General features: G+C 68.9%; 13 protein-coding genes. 11 read left to right on the top strand and 2 right to left on the bottom strand.

Annotated features, from left to right (window positions below):
- Nucleotides 1–39 precede the first annotated feature (39 nt).
- The 7 genes from OG386_RS03295 to OG386_RS03265 all read left to right on the top strand — a co-directional run bounded on the left by OG386_RS03295 (nt 40) and on the right by OG386_RS03265 (nt 8,501).
- Entirely contained in the window at nt 40–510 is a 471-nt protein-coding gene (locus OG386_RS03295; protein ID WP_328786650.1) for a hypothetical protein, read from the top strand.
- Between the two features lie 633 nt (nt 511–1,143).
- Complete coding sequence (locus OG386_RS03290; RefSeq protein ID WP_328786649.1) at nt 1,144–2,544, top strand: MFS transporter; 1,401 nt, start codon at nt 1,144–1,146, stop codon at nt 2,542–2,544.
- 269 nt (nt 2,545–2,813) lie between these two features.
- Nucleotides 2,814–2,999 (top strand): hypothetical protein, encoded by a 186-nt coding sequence (locus tag OG386_RS03285; RefSeq protein WP_328786648.1) that lies wholly within the window; start codon nt 2,814–2,816, stop codon nt 2,997–2,999.
- Between the two features lie 511 nt (nt 3,000–3,510).
- Nucleotides 3,511–6,189 (top strand): class IV lanthionine synthetase LanL, encoded by a 2,679-nt coding sequence (lanL, locus tag OG386_RS03280; protein ID WP_328786647.1) that lies wholly within the window; start codon nt 3,511–3,513, stop codon nt 6,187–6,189.
- Nucleotides 6,190–6,234: 45 nt separating this feature from the next.
- Complete coding sequence (locus OG386_RS03275; protein WP_327380823.1) at nt 6,235–6,393, top strand: VenA family class IV lanthipeptide; 159 nt, start codon at nt 6,235–6,237, stop codon at nt 6,391–6,393.
- A gap of 108 nt (nt 6,394–6,501) precedes the next feature.
- Entirely contained in the window at nt 6,502–7,614 is a 1,113-nt protein-coding gene (locus tag OG386_RS03270; protein WP_328786646.1) for an ATP-binding cassette domain-containing protein, read from the top strand.
- Entirely contained in the window at nt 7,611–8,501 is an 891-nt protein-coding gene (locus tag OG386_RS03265; RefSeq protein ID WP_328786645.1) for an ABC transporter permease, read from the top strand. The genes OG386_RS03270 and OG386_RS03265 overlap by 4 nt, the downstream gene beginning before the upstream one ends.
- Before the next feature lie 502 nt (nt 8,502–9,003).
- Here the strand turns inward: OG386_RS03265 and OG386_RS03260 are convergent.
- The gene (locus OG386_RS03260; protein ID WP_328786644.1) at nt 9,004–10,647 is read right to left on the bottom strand and encodes a sigma-70 family RNA polymerase sigma factor; all 1,644 of its coding nucleotides are present in this window, start codon (nt 10,645–10,647) and stop codon (nt 9,004–9,006) included.
- 1,185 nt (nt 10,648–11,832) lie between these two features.
- On the opposite strand from OG386_RS03260, the gene OG386_RS03255 reads away from it, so the two are divergent.
- From OG386_RS03255 to OG386_RS03245, 3 genes are all read left to right on the top strand, one after another.
- Nucleotides 11,833–12,000: a hypothetical protein gene (locus OG386_RS03255; RefSeq protein WP_328786643.1), complete on the top strand. Its 168-nt coding sequence runs from the start codon at nt 11,833–11,835 to the stop codon at nt 11,998–12,000.
- Between the two features lie 463 nt (nt 12,001–12,463).
- On the top strand, nt 12,464–12,760 hold the full coding sequence (locus OG386_RS03250; protein WP_328786642.1) for a barstar family protein: 297 nt from the start codon (nt 12,464–12,466) through the stop codon (nt 12,758–12,760).
- Nucleotides 12,761–12,999: 239 nt separating this feature from the next.
- Complete coding sequence (locus OG386_RS03245; protein ID WP_328786641.1) at nt 13,000–14,730, top strand: ISL3 family transposase; 1,731 nt, start codon at nt 13,000–13,002, stop codon at nt 14,728–14,730.
- On the opposite strand, the gene OG386_RS03240 is transcribed toward OG386_RS03245, so the two are convergent.
- Entirely contained in the window at nt 14,619–15,032 is a 414-nt protein-coding gene (locus tag OG386_RS03240; protein ID WP_328786307.1) for a hypothetical protein, read from the bottom strand. The genes OG386_RS03245 and OG386_RS03240 overlap by 112 nt on opposite strands.
- Nucleotides 15,033–15,695: 663 nt before the next feature.
- Here OG386_RS03240 and ltrA point away from each other — a divergent pair.
- Nucleotides 15,696–16,949, top strand: a complete 1,254-nt coding sequence (ltrA, locus tag OG386_RS03235; RefSeq protein ID WP_328786640.1) for a group II intron reverse transcriptase/maturase — start codon at nt 15,696–15,698, stop codon at nt 16,947–16,949.
- The last annotated feature ends 21 nt before the right edge of the window (nt 16,950–16,970 follow it).

Below are 16,970 nucleotides of genomic sequence, written 5' to 3'. Positions count from 1 at the left end.
CGCCGCCGAAACCGACTACCCGAAAGGACCCAACACTTGATGTCCATATGGACTTCGATCGTTGCCGTGCTCGGTACCCTCGCCGGTGCCCTGACCGCCGGACTCCTCCAGCACCGTTCGGCACGCACCGCACGCGCCGAGTCGCGCGCGGACAGCCACCGTCAGGACCAGCTCGGCGCCGTCACCGACTTCGCGGCCGCCCTGGACGCGCACCGCTCGGCGATGTTCCATCGGGAGCGTCTTGCCCTGACCGATGCGGGCACCGAGCACCAGCTGGAGGCCCAGACGAGGTCCCACGACACCCGGGCGGCCATCACCGCGCCCCATATCCGCCTTCAGGTCCTGGTCCCCGAACTGGCCGGCCCCGCCCAGCAGGCCGCAGATGCCACGTATGGGCTACGCAAGGCCGTCGACCGGACCGAGCTGGACGCCCGGCGGCATGCAGCCAAGGAAGCATCCGTCACCTTCATCGCCGCGGCCGCCACGCTGCTGAGCCCCAACAACCGTTGACCGGGGGCTACTGTCAGCGTCATGGCCATCCGGTCGTGCCGGTCCCGTACGCCCTACGGCTGGAGCTCGTGGCGGTGGAGTTGTCGGCGACGGCGAACTCGGCGCCGCGGCTGGCTCCCAGACGTCAGGAGTCGGCCAGCTGAGGTACACCGGCTGCGGCACGTGGACGGCGCGTTGCTCTACGCGATGCCTTCCTCGCCGACACGGCCGGAACGGGCCCCCGCCCGCTGCCTTTCGCCCCCGACACGAAGGAGCGAACGGGGGTCAGCGCTTTCCTGACGCCGCCGCTGTCGAGGCCGCGCTCCAGGTGTAGGGGATGCCCCGATTGGCGGAGGAGGTGGAGGCCGCCGAAGCCGAAACGGGCGGCGAACCGCCCCTGCTGGTGCTCGCCCGTACCTCACCGCCCGTGCTGCCGGATACGTACACGCCGCGGCACGGAGTCTTGGGGGCGTCTCCGGATGGAGAGCCACAACCGGGCCACCCCGACGACAAGCCCAGGTGAACGAACGCCGCCAACGGCCGGCCCGCCGGGACCGCCGATCGTGGGTACTGCACGAGCCGCCGGGCCTGCGAGCGCGCCGGGCGCGCCGGGCGGTGCCACGATGGCCAGAGAGATCGAAGGCGGGCGGTGGCATGAGCACATCCGCACAGGCGGATCCGGGCCGGGGGCTCTTCTCCCGGCGCGACCGGGCGGTGATCGCGGCCGCGGCCATCTCCATGCTGCTCGTGCAGATGGACTGGTTCGCCCTCAACCTCATGCTCCCCGTCATTGCCCGCGATTTCGGCACCCCCACCACCGACCTCCAGTGGCTGGTCAGCGGCTACATGCTCGCTCTCGGCGCCCTCATGATCACGGGCGGTCGGGCTGCCGACCTGCTCGGCCGGCGGCGCGTCCTCATCACCGGGCTGCTCGGCTTCGGCGTGGTTTCCGTCGTGTGCGCCGCCGCCCAGAACACCGCGTGGCTCTCTGCGGGCCGAGTCGTCCAGGGATGCACGGCCGCCCTGATCTTCCCCGTCTCCGTCGCGGTGGTGACGGCCTACTTCCGCGACGCCCGCCAGGGCCGGGCCGTCGCCACCGTCCTCGCCTTCAGCGCCATCGGCACCGCCCTGGGCCCCTTCATCGGCGGCGCCTTCGCCGAACACGTCAGCTGGCGTGCCGTGTTCCTGCTGAACGTGCCCTTCTGCGTCGCCGCCACCGTACTCATGCTGCGCTACGTCCCCGAGACCCGGGACGAGGAGGCCGCCGGGGGCCTGGACCTCCCCGGGGTCATCACACTCGCGGCCGGGCTGAGCGCGGTCATGATCGGGGTGGACCAGGGCCAGCGCTGGGGCTGGAGCTCACCCGCCACCCTGGCCTGCTTCGTCGGCGGGGCCGCGCTCCTGGCCGTGTTCGTACGACTGGAGCGGCGGACCGCCGAACCCCTCCTCGACCTCGCGCTGCTGCGCAACCGCCCGTTCGTCGTCATCACGCTGGCCGGCTCGCTGTCCAACATCGTCTACTGCCTGGTCGCGGTGCTGTCCGCGCTCTACCTCCAGCAGGCCCGCGGGCTCTCCCCGCTCGACTCCGGACTGGTCTTCCTGTCCCTGTCCGTCGGGGCCGGAGCCGCCAGCTACGGGGCGGGCCACCTCGCACAACACACGCGCCCCGAATCGCTGATGGCCGCCGGGATGCTGCTCTGCGGTGTCAGCCTGTTCGCCCTCACCTGGGCCACCTCGCTCGCCCTCTACACTGCGATCTTCGCCGTGGTCGGCCTCGGCGTGGGCCTCGGCTGGGCACTGACCAATGTGGCCACCCAGTCCTATGTGCCCGCGAACCGGCTCGCCGCCGCTTCCGGACTCGTCCTGACCTCGCTGGTGTTGCTCGGAGCCATGGCGGTGGCCGTGGCCTCCACCGTGCTGGAAGTGATCAGCGGCTCCGCAAGCAGTGCGGCCTCCGACGGCCCCGCCATCGAGTTGGTCCTGCGTGCCGCGGCCCTGCTCTCGTTGCTCGGGGCGGCCGCACTGGCGGTGCTCGTGCGCCGCGTCAGGGTCTGACGCGGCGGGCGGGCGCCGCTCCTTTCCTCGGGAGAGGACCCTCGTGCCCGGCCCGTGTCCTCCGCTCGATGGGACCGGCGTGGTCTCGCCCCGCCCCGATGCCCCGCCCCGATGCCCCCGCCCGGTCTCCCCGCCCCGGTGGTGCGCGGATCCGTCGGTGCGCGGATCCGGCCCGGGCGGCTGCGCTCCCACCGCTGCGCAGGCGCACGCCACCGGGCGTACGTTCGCCGTTGTGCGCCGGTGCCCCACCGCGCTCGACCCGGGCCGACATGCGCGGCACCGCGCGCCTCGCCCGCATCGGCCACATCAGAGGTCGCCTGATGCATCATCGAAGCCGGAAAACATCTATTCGCCAATTGAGTCATTATCCGGCGACCCCTGAAAGATCATTGAACGTTAAATATCGCGAGTTGATGCAGCTCACGTTGCTGATCGCGGAGGTGTTGATGCCTTGAATCGCACCCCTTCACAGGTTGGAGCAATGGCGGAATCGAACTCTTCTCCGCGGCGTGGGCGAGGGGGAGGCTGTACGGCGGGAGTTCGGGCCGATAGCTTTCGCCGTGGTCGCGGAAGTGGCTCATGTTCAATTGATCGTTCGATCTAAACCAGGGGGTCAGTCGTGACTGAGGTGAGAGCAGATCCCTCTGTCGCCGTACGTGAAGGGGCTGCTGGGGGAGTTGGGGTCAGTGTTTCCTGCAGTTGACCTGAATCGATGTGGAAGGCCCTGTGGGATTCGGAACGAAACAACTATCCCCCTGGCGAAACCAGCCATTTCATCGAACGTGTAGAGCATTTCTGGCCTGTTGATATCTGTGCGCCTCACATTGCGCCGGACTGCACTAATTTTCATCGCAACAACACTGTGCGCTCGTGGAACCAAGCAACTTCCGTCGAGTTCAGGGTGTACGTTTCTTCGTGCCGAAGGCATATTTTGACCAGCGGTTCTCGCCGTTGAGAGGGACGCGCATGACGAGTCAATCGACCGAAGTCGACCTCGAAATTCTGCTCCGCCAGGCGCTACAGGACACGGGCACGGACACGCGTTGGACGATCGACGCGGACGATATGTGGTGCCGCCTAGTACGCGAGTCGGAGTCGGGTACACGACGCCGGCAGGGCTGGAAGTTGCACGTGTCCGCGACGGCCGCCTCCGCACCGGAAGTCCTCGCGAAGGCTCTCGGCGTGCTGCTGCGCGAGGAGTCGGGATTCAAGTTCGTCCGCTTCCTCGAGCAGGTGAGCGCGCTCAACTCCCGTGCCACGCCTCGGGGAAGCTCGGGCAAGTTCATCACCGTCTACCCGGCCTCCGACGACGACGCGGCCCGAATAGCACTCGAGCTGCACAGGGCCACCGCCGGACTGGCCGGTCCCCGGATCCTGTCCGACCAGCCGTACGCCGCGCACAGCCTCGTGCACTATCGCTACGGCGCCTTCGTCGGCCGGCGGCAGCTGTCGGAGCAGGGCCTGCTGGTGTGGTGCATCGAGGACCCCGACGGCAATCCCGTGGAAGACAAGCGCACCGGTCAGTACTCTCCGCCCTCCTGGGCGGTCAGCCCCTTCCCCGCCTCGGTACCGCTCCCGCCGCAACAGGAGAAGAAGGCGAGTGGCCCCGTGCTGCTCAGCGGCCGGTTCTCCGTACGGGAAGCGATCCGCCACACCAACAAGGGCGGCGTGTACCGGGGCACGGACGTCACCACCGACGCCCCCGTGGTGATCAAGGAGGCCCGGCCGCACGTCGAGGGCGACGCATCCGGATCCGACGTCCGCGACTGGCTGCGGGCCGAAGCCAGGACGCTGGAGAAGCTCAAGGGCACGGGACTGGCACCGGAACCGCTCGGGATGTTCGAAACGGGCGGGCACCTGTTCCTCGCCCAAGAGGAAGTGCCGGGCGTGCCCCTGCGCACCTGGGTCGCCGAACGCCTCCGCGACGTCGGAGCCGAACGCTACCGAGCGGACGCGCTGGCCCAGGTCGGACGTCTGGTGGAGCTGGTCGCCGCGGCCCACGCCCACGGCTGCGTACTGCGGGACTTCACCCCCGGCAACGTCATGGTCCGCCCCGACGGTGAACTGCGCCTCATCGACCTGGAGCTCGCCGTCCTCCAGGACGACGTCCCGCTCCCGACCCAAGTGGGGACCCCCGGCTTCAGCGCCCCCGAACGCCTGGTGGGCGCTCCCGTCTCCCCGACCGCGGACTACTACAGCCTCGGCGCCACCGTGTGCTTCGTCCTCGCCGGAAAGGTACCGAACCTGCTGCCCGAGGAGCCTGCCACCCGGCCCGCGGAGCAGCGGTTCGCCGAGTGGCTGAGCGCCTGCGCCGGAACACTGCGGTTGCCGGACGGCCTGCCGGAGATGATCCGCGGGCTGATGAAGGACGATCCCGGCGAGCGCTGGGACCCCGCCAGGGCCCGCGAGGCACTCCGCGAGACGGAGCCGACGCGGCCGGCGCGTCCTGCCGCTGGGCCGGAGCCGACGGCCGACCCGCACCCCGCGACGCAGGCCGCGGTCACCGGGATGGTGAACCACCTCGTCGATTCGATGACCCCGACCGACGACCAATGGCTGTGGCCCGTGTCCACCCTGGCCGGAGAGACCGACCCCTGCACCGTGCAGCAAGGTGCGGCAGGCGTTCTGGCAGTCCTGACACGGTACTTCGAGCTCACCGGCGACCCACGGCTGCCTGAGGTGATCTCCACGGCGGGCCACTGGATAGCCGCCCGTACCGACACCCGCTCCATACGCCCGGGGCTGCACTTCGGAGGCCGCGGAACCGCCTGGGCGCTGTACGAAGCCGGACGCGCCATCGACGACAGCGTGCTCACCGGCCATGCGCTGGACCTGGCGCTGGCCCCGCTCGAGTCGACACCCAGCCACGACATCACCCACGGCTCCGCGGGCAGCGGCCTCGCCGCCGCCCACCTGTGGCACCGTACCGGCGACCCGCGCCTGGCCGAACTGGTCGTCGACGCAGCCGACCGGCTGGCTGCCGCCGCACAACTCGAGCCGTCCGGCGTGAGTTGGCCCGTCCCGGCCGAAGCCGTTTCCGAAGAGGCCGGCAAACGCTATCTGGGCTTCGCGCACGGAACATCCGGCATCGGCTGCTTCCTCCTCGCCGCCGCCGCCATCTCCAACCGTTCCGAGCACTTGGAGCTGGCCGTCGCGGCGGGGGAGCTCCTGGTGGCCCACGCCGTCATGGTCGGCCCAGCCGCCCAGTGGCCCGCCCAGGCCTCGAACGTACCCACGGCCCCGTACTGGTGCCACGGCTCGGCGGGCATCGGCTCCTTCCTCGTCCGCCTCTGGCAGCGGACCGGGGACAAACGGTTCGGCGATCTCGCCCGCGGCGCGACCCACGCCGTCGTCGAGCGTGCGTCCCGTGCCGCTCTCGCCCAGTGCCACGGGCTGGCGGGGAACGGTGACTTCCTCCTCGACATGGCCGACGCCACCGGGGACCCCGCCTACCGTGCGATGGCCGAGGACCTGGCCCGCCTCCTCGTCTCCGAACGGGCCCACCGCGCCGGCCACGTCGTCTTCCCCAACGAGTACGGGGACGTCTCGACGAGCTGGAGCGACGGGTCCGCAGGAATCCTGGCGTTCCTCCTGCGGACCCACCACACAGACTCCCGGCACTGGATGATCCAGCAGCCGGGCTGAGCGACGGGAACCCCCTGTCGCAACCTCGAAGAGAAGGAGAAAGTCATGGAGAACCGCGACCTCGAACTGCTGGCTCACCTGCACGCCCTTCCGGAGACCGACCCGGTCGGCGTCGACGGAGCGGCCTTCGCCGCGACGTGTGAGTGCGTCGGCCTGCTGACGCTGCTCAACACCGTCTGTATCGGCATCAGCTGCGCCGGCTAACCAAGCCCCTCCGGCCGGTGGCTGTCCCCCGGGCAGCCACCGGCCGGAGCCACGACCGGTGCGGCCGGCAGGCCCGCGCAAGGACACACCGTCGACGAGGACCTGACCATGCAGCCACATGCCGGTGACGACACTCGCCCCCGGGCCAGCCTCCTGACCACCGTACCGACGCATACGGATGCCACGCGGTCCGCTGCCCAGCCGGTCCTCGCCATCAGCACGCGCGGCCTGGTCAAGAGCTACCCGCGGCCGGACGGCACCACCACCCATGCCGTGCGCGGCCTCGACCTCGACGTGCTCCAGGGAGAGACCTTCGCCTTCCTCGGCCCCAACGGAGCAGGAAAGTCCACCACCCTCGCCCTGCTGTGCGCCCTGGCCCGCCCCACCGCCGGACAGGCCACGGTGGCGGGCGTCGACGTACTCAGCCGGCCGGACCAGGTACGAAGACTGGTCGGGATGCTCTTCCAGCACAGCGCCCTGGACCCGGACCTGACGGCCGAGCAGAACCTGCACATCCACGCGCGCCTCTACGGACTGCGCCGCCGCGACGCCCGTCTGCGCACCGCCGAGATGCTCGAAGTGGTCGGCCTGACCGACCGGCGACGATCCCTCGTGCGCACCCTGTCCGGAGGCATGCGCCGCCGACTGGAGCTCGCCCGCGGCCTGCTGCACGCACCCCGGATCCTGTTCCTCGACGAGCCGACCACCGGACTCGACCCGCACGCCCGAGCCCAGGTCTGGGAGCACCTGCGCGACTTGCGCGACCAGCACGGCAGCACGCTCTTCGTCACCACCCACTACCTGGAGGAGGCGGAGAACTGCGACCGCCTCGGCATCATCGACCACGGCCGACTCGTGGCCCAGGGCACGCCCCTCGCGCTGAAGACCGCGATCGGGGACGACCGGGTGGCGCTGCGCACCAGCGACGACGCGGCAGCACGACAGGTCGTGGAGCGGACCGTGCCGTCGGACCTCGCCATCACCCTGGACAGCGACGGGGTGTCCCTGCGGCTGCCCAACGGCAGTGCCTGGATTCCCCGCCTGTGCGCGGCACTGGAAGCCCACGGCATCGCCGTGCACGCCGCGTCCGCCACCGCACCGACGCTCGACGACGTCTTCTTCCACCACACCGGCCGCAGCATCCACACCCCCCGGCCCCACCACACACCGGCCGCCCCGGCCCCGGGTGGCACCACGGCAGCGCCCGAGGAGGCCCCATGACCGCACCCGCCCTCCCGGCCCCGGACGCCTCCCGCACCCCGGACGAACCCGGCGCCCGCGACGGCAGCGTCCGCGAGCCGGGGCCCCGCCTGCGCCACGAACTGCGCGCCATTCACGGCCTGGTCCACCGCGATCTGCTGCGCCTGTCCGCCCAGCCCACCCACACCGCCCTGATGCTGCTCCAGCCGGTGCTCTACCTCTTCGTCCTGGGGGGCGGTCTGGCCGCCCTGATCCCGAACTCCTCACTGGGCGTCGGCTACCAGACCTACCTCTTCCCGGGCATGCTGATGATGACGGTACAGACGCCGGCCATCATGGTCGGCATCCGTCTGATCACCGACCGGCAGAGCGGCTACCTGCGCGAACTCCTGATGGCCCCGGTCCGCCGCTCCACCCTGCTCCTCGGATGCTGCGCCGGCGGCACCATCGTCTCCACGGTGCAGGGCGCCGTCCTGCTCGGCCTGGCCGGCGCCGTCGGCCTGCCCTACGATCCGCTCCTCCTGGTGCTGCTCCTCGGCGGCATGATCGTGACCTCCTTCACCATCACGGCCCTGTCCCTCGCCCTCGCGGTCAGCCTCAACCGGCCCGAGGTCTTCCACATGCTGCTCGGCCTGGTGATGATGCCGCTGCTGTTCCTGTCCGGTGGCTTCTTCCCGATCCAGAACCTGCCGGGTTGGGCCCACGCACTGGCCGCCGCCAATCCGCTGGCCTACGGAGTGGACCTGCTCCGCCGCTGCATCACGCTACGGGTACCGGACCAGGCGGCCACCGCGGGCATCGAGTGGTCCGGCTGGCAACCTCCCCTGCTCCTGGAAGGCGCCCTGCTACTGGCCGGCGGCGTCGCAGCCCTGCTCTGGGCCGCCCACCGCTTCAGCCGCCCCGAATGACCCCGGACGGGCAACTGAGCAAGGCCCCCAGGAACTCCGAGCGGCCTTGCCGAGGTTCCAGGGGCGGTCGCACGCCGCGATGAGCACGGCGAAGCCGGCTGGGAGTGGGGAGGCGGCCAGACCACCAGCACGCTCACCTTCATGACCGACTCCTTCCCAACGGGCGGGGGCTGGTCAGTCGGCGTGAAGAACACCGCCGACGTCAGTATCAGGGCGTCGGCCTGGGGCATCTGCACCGTCGTATGGGCCGTTGCTCGGACACTGCCCTTCGCATCACCTCGCCGACCAGATGGAGAGGACGGCGAGGTGATGCCCGGCGAGACGTACGGATGCGGCTTCCGGCACCGGCCGTTCGCTCCTCCCCGGTGGAGACACGCCCCAGCGGCCGGCGCAACCAGGACCACGCGGACTGGCTGGGGGGCGGGCCCGGGCTGCTGACCGCAGCGCCAAGACGCTCGGCGCGCTCGTGGTCGGGCAGGGGCAAGACGTCCAGTGCGGGCGCTCACCCCAGGGCGAAGAGCAGGTTGACCGAGTTGTAGTAGTTGGGCAGGTGCACCATCTCTGATCCCGGACGCGGCGGGTCGGCCTTCGGCCAGTTCCGCGGGCCCAGCAGATGGTCGGCGTAGTCGCTGTGCCGGACCTTCGGTACGAACCAGACGCGGTAAGCGCCGGTCCGTGCGTCCGGCTCGAACCGCCAGAGTTGCGTCGCGCGGTCCGCGCCGGTCCGGCACGCGCGAAGGGTGACCGCGACGAGATTCCCGCCGCCGGCGGTGCCGTCGAGGCAGGTGCCGGTGCCCGCATTGCGGAGTTGGTACGTGTTCTGAGCGGCAGGCAGCCGCTGCCAGCCCTGGCCGGCCTGTCCGGTGCACTTCTCGAGCTGCAACGGGCCGCCGGAGCCGGAGCCACCCAGGCCGACGCACAGCCCCGAAGCCACGTTGACCAGGGCGGCGCCGGTCTGACCGGTCGAGGGCGACGCGGAAGTCGGCATGGCGGAGGCCGACGGCGAGGCTGAGGTCGAGGCGGACGGGGAGGCGGAAGGGAAGGGCGTGGCAGGAGCGGTGGCGAAAGCCGCCGGGCCGATGGCCGTGATCGGTGCGGCCTCCGGGAACGGGCCGCCCGGGGCCGCCGCGGACGTCTTGACAGGAGCTGCTGCCCGGACGGACCTGTCGTTCTCGGAGTCGGCCGGCAGCAGGGCGACCGCGGTGACCGCCGTTCCCGCCACGGCTGCCGCAGCGGCCCATTTCACGACGCCGACCTTGGCTCCGGCGAGCTGCGTCCCGTTCAGCGTGCTTGAGGCGAGCTGAGTGCCGCCCCCGCCCAGGGCCGATAGGAAGGAGGCGGGGTTCCACAGCAGGATTCCCCCCAGCAGCAGGACGCCCAGACGGCCGTTGACATCGCGCAGGTCGCGCTCGGCCCGTGCGCAGCCGTTGCACCCCTGGAGGTGGCGGCCCAGGTCCCGGGTGAGGCGCTTGCCCGGTCGGCGCAGCTTGGCGGCGATCTGCCTGCCGTAGTGCCGACACTCGTCACTCGCGGCTTGGCTCAGGTGGGCGAGCAAGTACGCCTCCCGCAAGCCTTCCCGTGCACGCGCGACCAGCGAGCCGACGCCTCCGGCCGATATCCCCAGGCGTGCTGCGGTCTCGGCGGCAGGCTCGTGTTCGACGACGGAGTGCCACAGCACGGCCTGCCAGCGCTCCGGCAGCGACCGGTAGGCACGCAGGACCAGCGATCCCTCTTCCGCCGAGAAGACGGCGTCCTCGGTGTCCTGGCCGTCCGAGAGCTGGGCGGCCCATTCCTCGAAATCGTCGGACAACCGCGTACGGGCGGCGTTCTGCGCCCATGTGGCCGCCAGCCGGCGCACGCAGGCCAGCAGGTACGGCCGCCAGGCGTACTCGGGTCCGGCACCCCAGGCAATGGCTCGATAGGTACGGGCGAAGGCCTCGGCGGCGAGGTCCTGGGCGGTGGACAAATCTCGGCAGCACGTGCGGGCGTAGGCCAGCACCGAGGGATGGTGACGGGCGAACACCTCGTCCATCACGTCGCTGACGGCCGCGTCAGATTCCGAGGTGTGCCCGCGAAGCAGGGCACAGAGTTCCCCGTCGCTGAGGCTTCGGAGATGCTGCTGGCGGGCCGTACCTGATGTACTCAACACGTGCTCCCGTGTGGCTTGCTGATGACCCGGGCCACGGTTCCGGGCACATCGGTCATGAGGGTGCGACGCTGCGCCCGACTGGAGTTCGCGCAAGTGTGCACCCTTGCAGAGCTGCAAGCAAACGGCAGGTAGGAGAGCTAGGCCGTCTCGTTCGGATCTTGCCGGGCCCACGGCGCCCGGCACCGCACCCGGCCGCGTTGCCGGGGCGCCCGAGTGCGTCCCCTACCATGCGTGTAACGCGTGGCGTGGTCCGGCGTCGCTGCGGACACTAACGACACGCTGGATGTGCGAGTCGACGGGCTCCCCGAGCCGCGCCTGAAGCTGGTCAGTGAGGGCGAGGCGAGGGCCTTGATGGTCCTCCATGGGTTGGTGGACGATGACGCACGCCCGAGGAGGTCCGCCGGGCTGCTGGTGAGATGCGCTGTCGAACAGGGCCTCGGCCGGCCCGCCCCCTGTAGATGGGGTGCGCCTACTTGGTGTCGACCGGGACGGTCTCGTAGAGGCAGCGGTAGGTGGGGGCCGGGGGCAGCCATTCGGCCGGTTCCTTGCCGGCACCGACCCGGTTGGCCTTCGCGGTGACTGCGGTCAACGAGGAGGGCCTGTCCTGGTCGATGGCGTACGGGGCGTCATTCCGAGCATGCAATGTTCGGAGGGCTTCGGCGTCCGCGAGCCGCAGGGTTTGCGCGCCAAGGCAGCCTGGTAGCAGGGGAGAAGCGTCCGGTCGGGTCGAGGGCTTGTTCATGGCGCCTCCGTTGCCGCGGGAAGTCCAGACGCTGCGTGGCCCGCGTGGTCCCGCGCGGGCTGGATCGGGTGAGGCGCCAGCGCTGCCCGGACCGCTGGCCCGGATGCCGGGGGAGAAGGTTGGCGCGCTGGAAGGGGCGTTTGGCGCCTCCCGTCTAACCTCTCGTCTTGAGGGGTGGGGTTGTGGAGAAGTCAATCTTGGTCGAGTCCATCAGGTACTCCGCTGTGTGCCAGGGGTGTGGTGCCGAGGCAGAGTGGTGCGGAGTTCAGGCGCTGGTGGGCGAGGAACTGCGGTGGGATGTTGAGTCCACGTGTCCGACCTGTGGGTTTGCGCTGGCTGTTTGTGGCGGTGACCTGCCGGATGAAATGCGTGGGCGACTGCTCTCCGAGCACGGGCGGGCACAGTTGCAGGTAACCCCGCCGGCGAGGAACGCCGCCATCATGCGGGTGCTGCGGGCGGAACTCGGCATCGGTCTGGACGGCCTCCGGGCAGCGTTGGAGCAGGTCCTGACTGGGCAGTACTCAGGGACCCTGCCCGAGATGGAGCTCCTGGCCCGCAAGTTGAGGGCAGCAGGCATCGAAGCGGCCACCTCACGGACGGTGGGTTGAGTGAGCCTGTTGGGCGGAACGACTGGGTTCGGTGAGTGAATGCCTCGATGGGATGGAGAGCAGTCGCATGGGGATGGCCCGTCCCCGGAGGGCGGCGGGCCGTCGACGCAGGGAGCGCAGAGATCCGCTGGCCTTGGCCGACTCCTCGGGCCGACCTGCCGCCAGCACCCAAACCGACGACACGCCCCACACACCGGAGCGCCCCGGAGCGAGACCCACCGGAGCCGACCGCAACCTGCAACTGCCCGCACTGCCAGCAGCCCGTCGCCGTCGTCGCTCTCCTGGCGACACGGAAGCCGCCCTTCCCTCAGTGCCCACCGGCCTTCCCGATGTCGTCCCACTCCGCAAGGCTCCGTGAAAGGACCATCGACTGGTCGTCAGCTGAAAGTCCCGGCTGCCGACCGCAAGGTGGCGACGCGCTGACCGGCCGGTGAGCCGTGGAGCTGGGCGCTACTCTGCTGCGATGATGGACAGCAAGCTGATAGTCGACCTACGCGGTCGGCAGATAGAGACGCTCGACGATTTCTGGGACGCGGTTATCGAGCCGTGTGGGCTGCCGAAGTGGTTCGGTCGGAACCTTGACGCGTGGTCGGACACGATCGAGACGCGCGGCATCTCGGAGGTCATAGACAGCCACGACGTCCTGGTCGTGCACGTCGACCAGAGTGGACTGTTCGGAGGGAGCCGCCGGGAGGCCCAGGTATTGGCCGACATCTTTGATGGTCAGCAGAACCGACTCATTGTCCACGCGAGGGCCTGACGCCACTTCGCAGTCAAGGTGGGGCTGATCAATTGCGTCCGGCCGACGTTCACGATCACCGGCCCACCGACCCGAGGGTCGGCGGGGCACACGCATGCTCGCCCACTCCCCACGTTCCCCACACCGTTGAGTAGCCAACAAAGTGAGGCGAAGAGCCTCCCTGGTCGTTTTCAAGGCTCTGACCGGAGTTTTGTGATTTCCAAGGTCAGGGCTCGCGTGCGGGAACGTTCCGCCAGGGCATGTCTGGCTGGTGGGGGTCTGCTCGCTGGATGATGTGTTGTTCCCGGACGTCGATGTTCGCTTGGAGGCCGTGGAGTTCACGGCGGAGGTCCTGGTCGTGGTGGCGGCCGCGTGCGGTCCGCCACCCAGGTGCCCGGGGTGCCGTGCCCGGGCCCGGAAGGTCCACTCCTTCCTATGTCCGAAGCCTGGCCGAGCGGCCCCTGGCTGGGAAGAAGCTGCTGCTCAGGCTGAGGGTCCGGCGGTTCTTCTGCGAACGGCAGTCATGTCGGCGACGGACGTTCGTCGAGCAGGTCAGCGGGCTGAGCGAGCGGTATCGCCGCTCCAGCCTCGGGCTGAAGGTCTGGTTGCGCCAGGTCGCGGTCGAGCTTGGCGGGCGGGCCGGCGAACGGTTGTGCCGCCGGATGCATCTCGTCGCGGGTCGCACGCGGCTGCTTGAACTCTTGGACCCTCCCACCGCGCCCGAACGGTCCCCGCGGGTGCTGGGCGTCGACGAGTTCGCCTTTCGAAAGGGCCGCACCTACGGAACCCTCCTGGTCGACGTCGAGGCCGGCCGCGTCGTGGACGTTCTGCCCGATCGCACTTCGGAGACCTTTGCCGCCTGGCTGCGCGAGCACCCCGGTGCCGAGATCATCTGCCGGGACCGAGCCACTGCCTACACCCGGGCGATCAAGGAAGCCACCCCCGACGCGGTGGAAGTCGCCGACCGCTGGCACCTGCTGCAGAACCTCGCGGCCGCGGTAGAGAAGACCTGTCACCAGCATCGTTCCTGCCTGCGCAAACGAGCCGACGAAGAGACAGCCCGCATACCCGAGGCACCCCCGCTGATGCAGCTTCCGCTGCACGAGCTGCCGCGAACGCAGATCATCGAACGGACCCGCCACCGTTACGCCGACGTGCACAAACTGGTCGCGGCCGGCTGGACCGTCAGCGCAATCGCCCGTCGGCTCCACCTCGACCGCAAGACCGTCCGGCGGTTCCGCGACACCGATCTTGACCAGCTCCTGGCCTCCGCTTACGAACGCCGTCCGGTGGGAGTGCTGGAGCCGTTCAAGCCGTACTTGAACAGCCGCTTCACCGAGAGCCTCGGCCAGGTCAGCGGCAGCCGGCTGTTCCTGGAGCTCCGCGAACGCGGCTATCGCGGCAGCCGCCAGGTCGTCCGCAAGCACCTCGCCGCACTCCGCGCCGGCGCCGCCGAACCCGTCCGCGCGGACATCCCCAGCCCTCGCAAGATCACCGGATGGATCATGCGGCCGCAGGACACCCTCCCGCCCGACCTCGTCCGCCGTCTGCTGGACGTGCGGATCGCTTGCCCGGACATCGCCCGAGCCTGTGACCTGGCCCGTGCTTTCGCCGAACTCCTCCGGCACCGGCGGGGCTTCCTGTTGACCGAGTGGATCCGCCAGGCTGAGCAGGACGCACCGAAGCCCATCAGTGGATTCGCCGGCTTCCTCCGCGGCGACCTCGCCGCCGTCACCGCGGGACTGACTCTCCACTGGAGCTCAGGAGTCGTCGAAGGCCACGTCAACCGCGTGAAAACACTCAAGAGGGCCATGTATGGGCGCGCGTCCTTCACCCTCCTCCGGACCCGCATCCTCATCCAGGATGAGCAGTGGTCAGGTCACCGCAGCGGTTCGAGAGTCCGGCGAGCTTCTCTGCTCACGTCGCTGTCCACATCCGATGTCAACGCTGAGCACAGTTCCGCGAGCCGTCCCTCGTCCTCCTTCGACTGACGGCAGACATTGAGGATCGCAGCATCAAGGTGATCGCCAGTGTCGTCATCCGCGCTGGCCAGCGCGGCCAGCACCATGCGCAGACCAAGAACGTCCCAGCGTTCGAGCAGAGCCTCCGCGGTCTCTTGGGTCACGAAGGTGTCGCTGCCATCCAGCAACAGCCGGCGCAGGACCTCGGCTGCTTCGGGAACCTCCGCGACGGCTGCCAGACTCCGGCCTGAGGCTGCTCTCACGGACCACGACGCCGAAGCGGACCCCTGAAGGAATGGGGTCAGGTCGGCATCAAACTCGGAACCCGTCATGGTTCTCACTCTGGCACACCCCCTTTTACCTCCTCCTCTCGACCATCACGCAATCGCGGTCAGAGCCGTTTTCAAGGGTCGCGTGTGCCACGAATGCGAAAGGAACCGTATGTAGGAACAGTTCTGGAAGCAATGCTGTGCAAGTCATGAAGGACTTGGCCCTTCGGAGCCGCCCTGCGGGGGGAGGCTTCAAACCACCACATGCTGCGAGAGCGGTGACGCGATCGTGGTGAGCGATGTGGAGAAGGCGCCTAAGAGGCGTCAGGTGGGGATCAGGAAGACGAACGCAAGTGAACCACTGCCGAAGTGTCGTTATTGGAATCGAAGTGACATCAGAACCGGGAGCACGTGATTGAGCCCGGGATAAGCCTGACGGGAGCCCGTCTATTGGTCAGGCGGTGTCCGGCACAGAGGTGGCGTGAGCCTGGTCTGCTGGTCTTGCACGGAACGTGGGAAGGCACGCTTCGACACTGCTGCCCGAGAGGGCGGCGAGAGGGAGCGCCCTGAGCGGATGAACCGCGAGGGGTTGAGTACCGATGCGGAGCGTGCTGGCGGACCGGCCCGTAGTAGTGCCGAAGCCCCTGTAACGGGGGTGGAGCGAAGGGGCCGGGTCATCCGTGGCTGTGTGTGTCTGGTCAACCGGACGTTCTCCGGGAGGAGCCGATGGACAAGCTGAAGTCACCGAACAAGCCGTTCGAAATCTACAAGTGGGAAGTGCTGGAGGCGTATCGGGAGGTCAAGAGGAATCAAGGGGCGCCAGGGGTCGACGGGCAGTCCATCGAGGATTTCGAGGCTGACTTGAAGGGAAACCTCTACAAGCTCTGGAACCGAATGTCCTCGGGGACTTACTTTCCTCCTCCGGTGCGTGCGGTGGAGATTCCAAAGCAGCATGGCGGCGGCACGAGAATGCTTGGCATTCCCACAGTCGCCGATCGCGTGGCACAGACCGTAGTGGCCAGGCATCTGGGGATCAGGGTGGAGCCCGTGTTCCACGAGAATTCCTATGGATACCGGCCGAGGCGGTCTGCGCTAGACGCGGTTGACCGATGCCGGCAGCGGTGTTGGGGAAAAGATTGGGTGATCGATCTCGACATCCAGAAGTTCTTCGACAGCGTTCGTTGGGACCTCATCGTCAAGGCCGTGGAAGCTCACACCGACGCCGTTTGGGTGAAGTTGTATGTTGATCGGTGGCTTCGCGCACCGCTCCAGCTACCCGACGGCACCTTGCAGAAGCGGGACCGAGGCACCCCACAGGGGTCGGCGGTCTCGCCCGTGCTGGCGAACCTGTTCATGCACTACGCGTTCGACATGTGGCTCACCCGGATGTATCCGGAGGTCGAGTTCGAGCGGTATGCAGACGACGCGGTTGTGCACTGCGTCAGCGAGCGCCAGGCCCGAGAGGTCTTGGCCGCACTCGCGAACAGGATGGACGATGTCGGGCTGCGTCTGCATCCCGACAAGACCCGGATCGTGTACTGCAAGGACGGCAAGCGGCGCGGCTCCTTCGAGCACACGTCGTTCACCTTCCTCGGGTTCACCTTCCGAGCCCGCGGGGCGCGGAACAGGAACGGGACGAACTTCACCGGCTTCCTGCCCGCGATCAGCAAGGACGCCCAGAAGAAGATCAGCACGGAGATCCGCTCCTGGCGGCTCCACCGGCAGATCCACCTCACCTTCTTCGACCTTGCGCGGCGCATAAACCCGATCGTGCGGGGATGGATGAACTACTACGGAGCGTTCTACCGCTCCGAGCTGCATCCCCTCCTTCATCGCATCAACACCTACCTGATGCGATGGGTCCGCAAGAAGTATCGACGGCTCCGGACGTTCAAGAAGGCCCACGCATGCTGGAACCGAGTAACACGCCAGTATCCGAGGCTCTTCGCCCAGTGGGCATGGACACCAGAGTTCCGGTGATCAGGAGGACAAGAGCCGTGT

It is taken from the genome of Streptomyces sp. NBC_00273, from assembly GCF_036178145.1.
Lineage (GTDB): Bacteria > Actinomycetota > Actinomycetes > Streptomycetales > Streptomycetaceae > Streptomyces.
This window is presented reverse-complemented; position numbering and strand designations above follow the sequence as displayed.

Bases quoted from the DNA above. Each gene is read 5' to 3' on its own strand.
- OG386_RS03295 (WP_328786650.1), top strand. From the start codon at position 40: ATGTCCATATGGACTTCGATCGTTGCCGTGCTCGGTACCCTCGCCGGT.
- OG386_RS03290 (WP_328786649.1), top strand. From the start codon at position 1,144: ATGAGCACATCCGCACAGGCGGATCCGGGCCGGGGGCTCTTCTCCCGG.
- OG386_RS03285 (WP_328786648.1), top strand. From the start codon at position 2,814: ATGCGCGGCACCGCGCGCCTCGCCCGCATCGGCCACATCAGAGGTCGC.
- lanL (WP_328786647.1), top strand. From the start codon at position 3,511: ATGACGAGTCAATCGACCGAAGTCGACCTCGAAATTCTGCTCCGCCAG.
- OG386_RS03275 (WP_327380823.1), top strand. From the start codon at position 6,235: ATGGAGAACCGCGACCTCGAACTGCTGGCTCACCTGCACGCCCTTCCG.
- OG386_RS03270 (WP_328786646.1), top strand. From the start codon at position 6,502: ATGCAGCCACATGCCGGTGACGACACTCGCCCCCGGGCCAGCCTCCTG.
- OG386_RS03265 (WP_328786645.1), top strand. From the start codon at position 7,611: ATGACCGCACCCGCCCTCCCGGCCCCGGACGCCTCCCGCACCCCGGAC.
- OG386_RS03255 (WP_328786643.1), top strand. From the start codon at position 11,833: ATGCGGGTGCTGCGGGCGGAACTCGGCATCGGTCTGGACGGCCTCCGG.
- OG386_RS03250 (WP_328786642.1), top strand. From the start codon at position 12,464: ATGATGGACAGCAAGCTGATAGTCGACCTACGCGGTCGGCAGATAGAG.
- OG386_RS03245 (WP_328786641.1), top strand. From the start codon at position 13,000: ATGTCTGGCTGGTGGGGGTCTGCTCGCTGGATGATGTGTTGTTCCCGG.
- OG386_RS03240 (WP_328786307.1), bottom strand. From the start codon at position 15,032: ATGACGGGTTCCGAGTTTGATGCCGACCTGACCCCATTCCTTCAGGGG.
- ltrA (WP_328786640.1), top strand. From the start codon at position 15,696: ATGGACAAGCTGAAGTCACCGAACAAGCCGTTCGAAATCTACAAGTGG.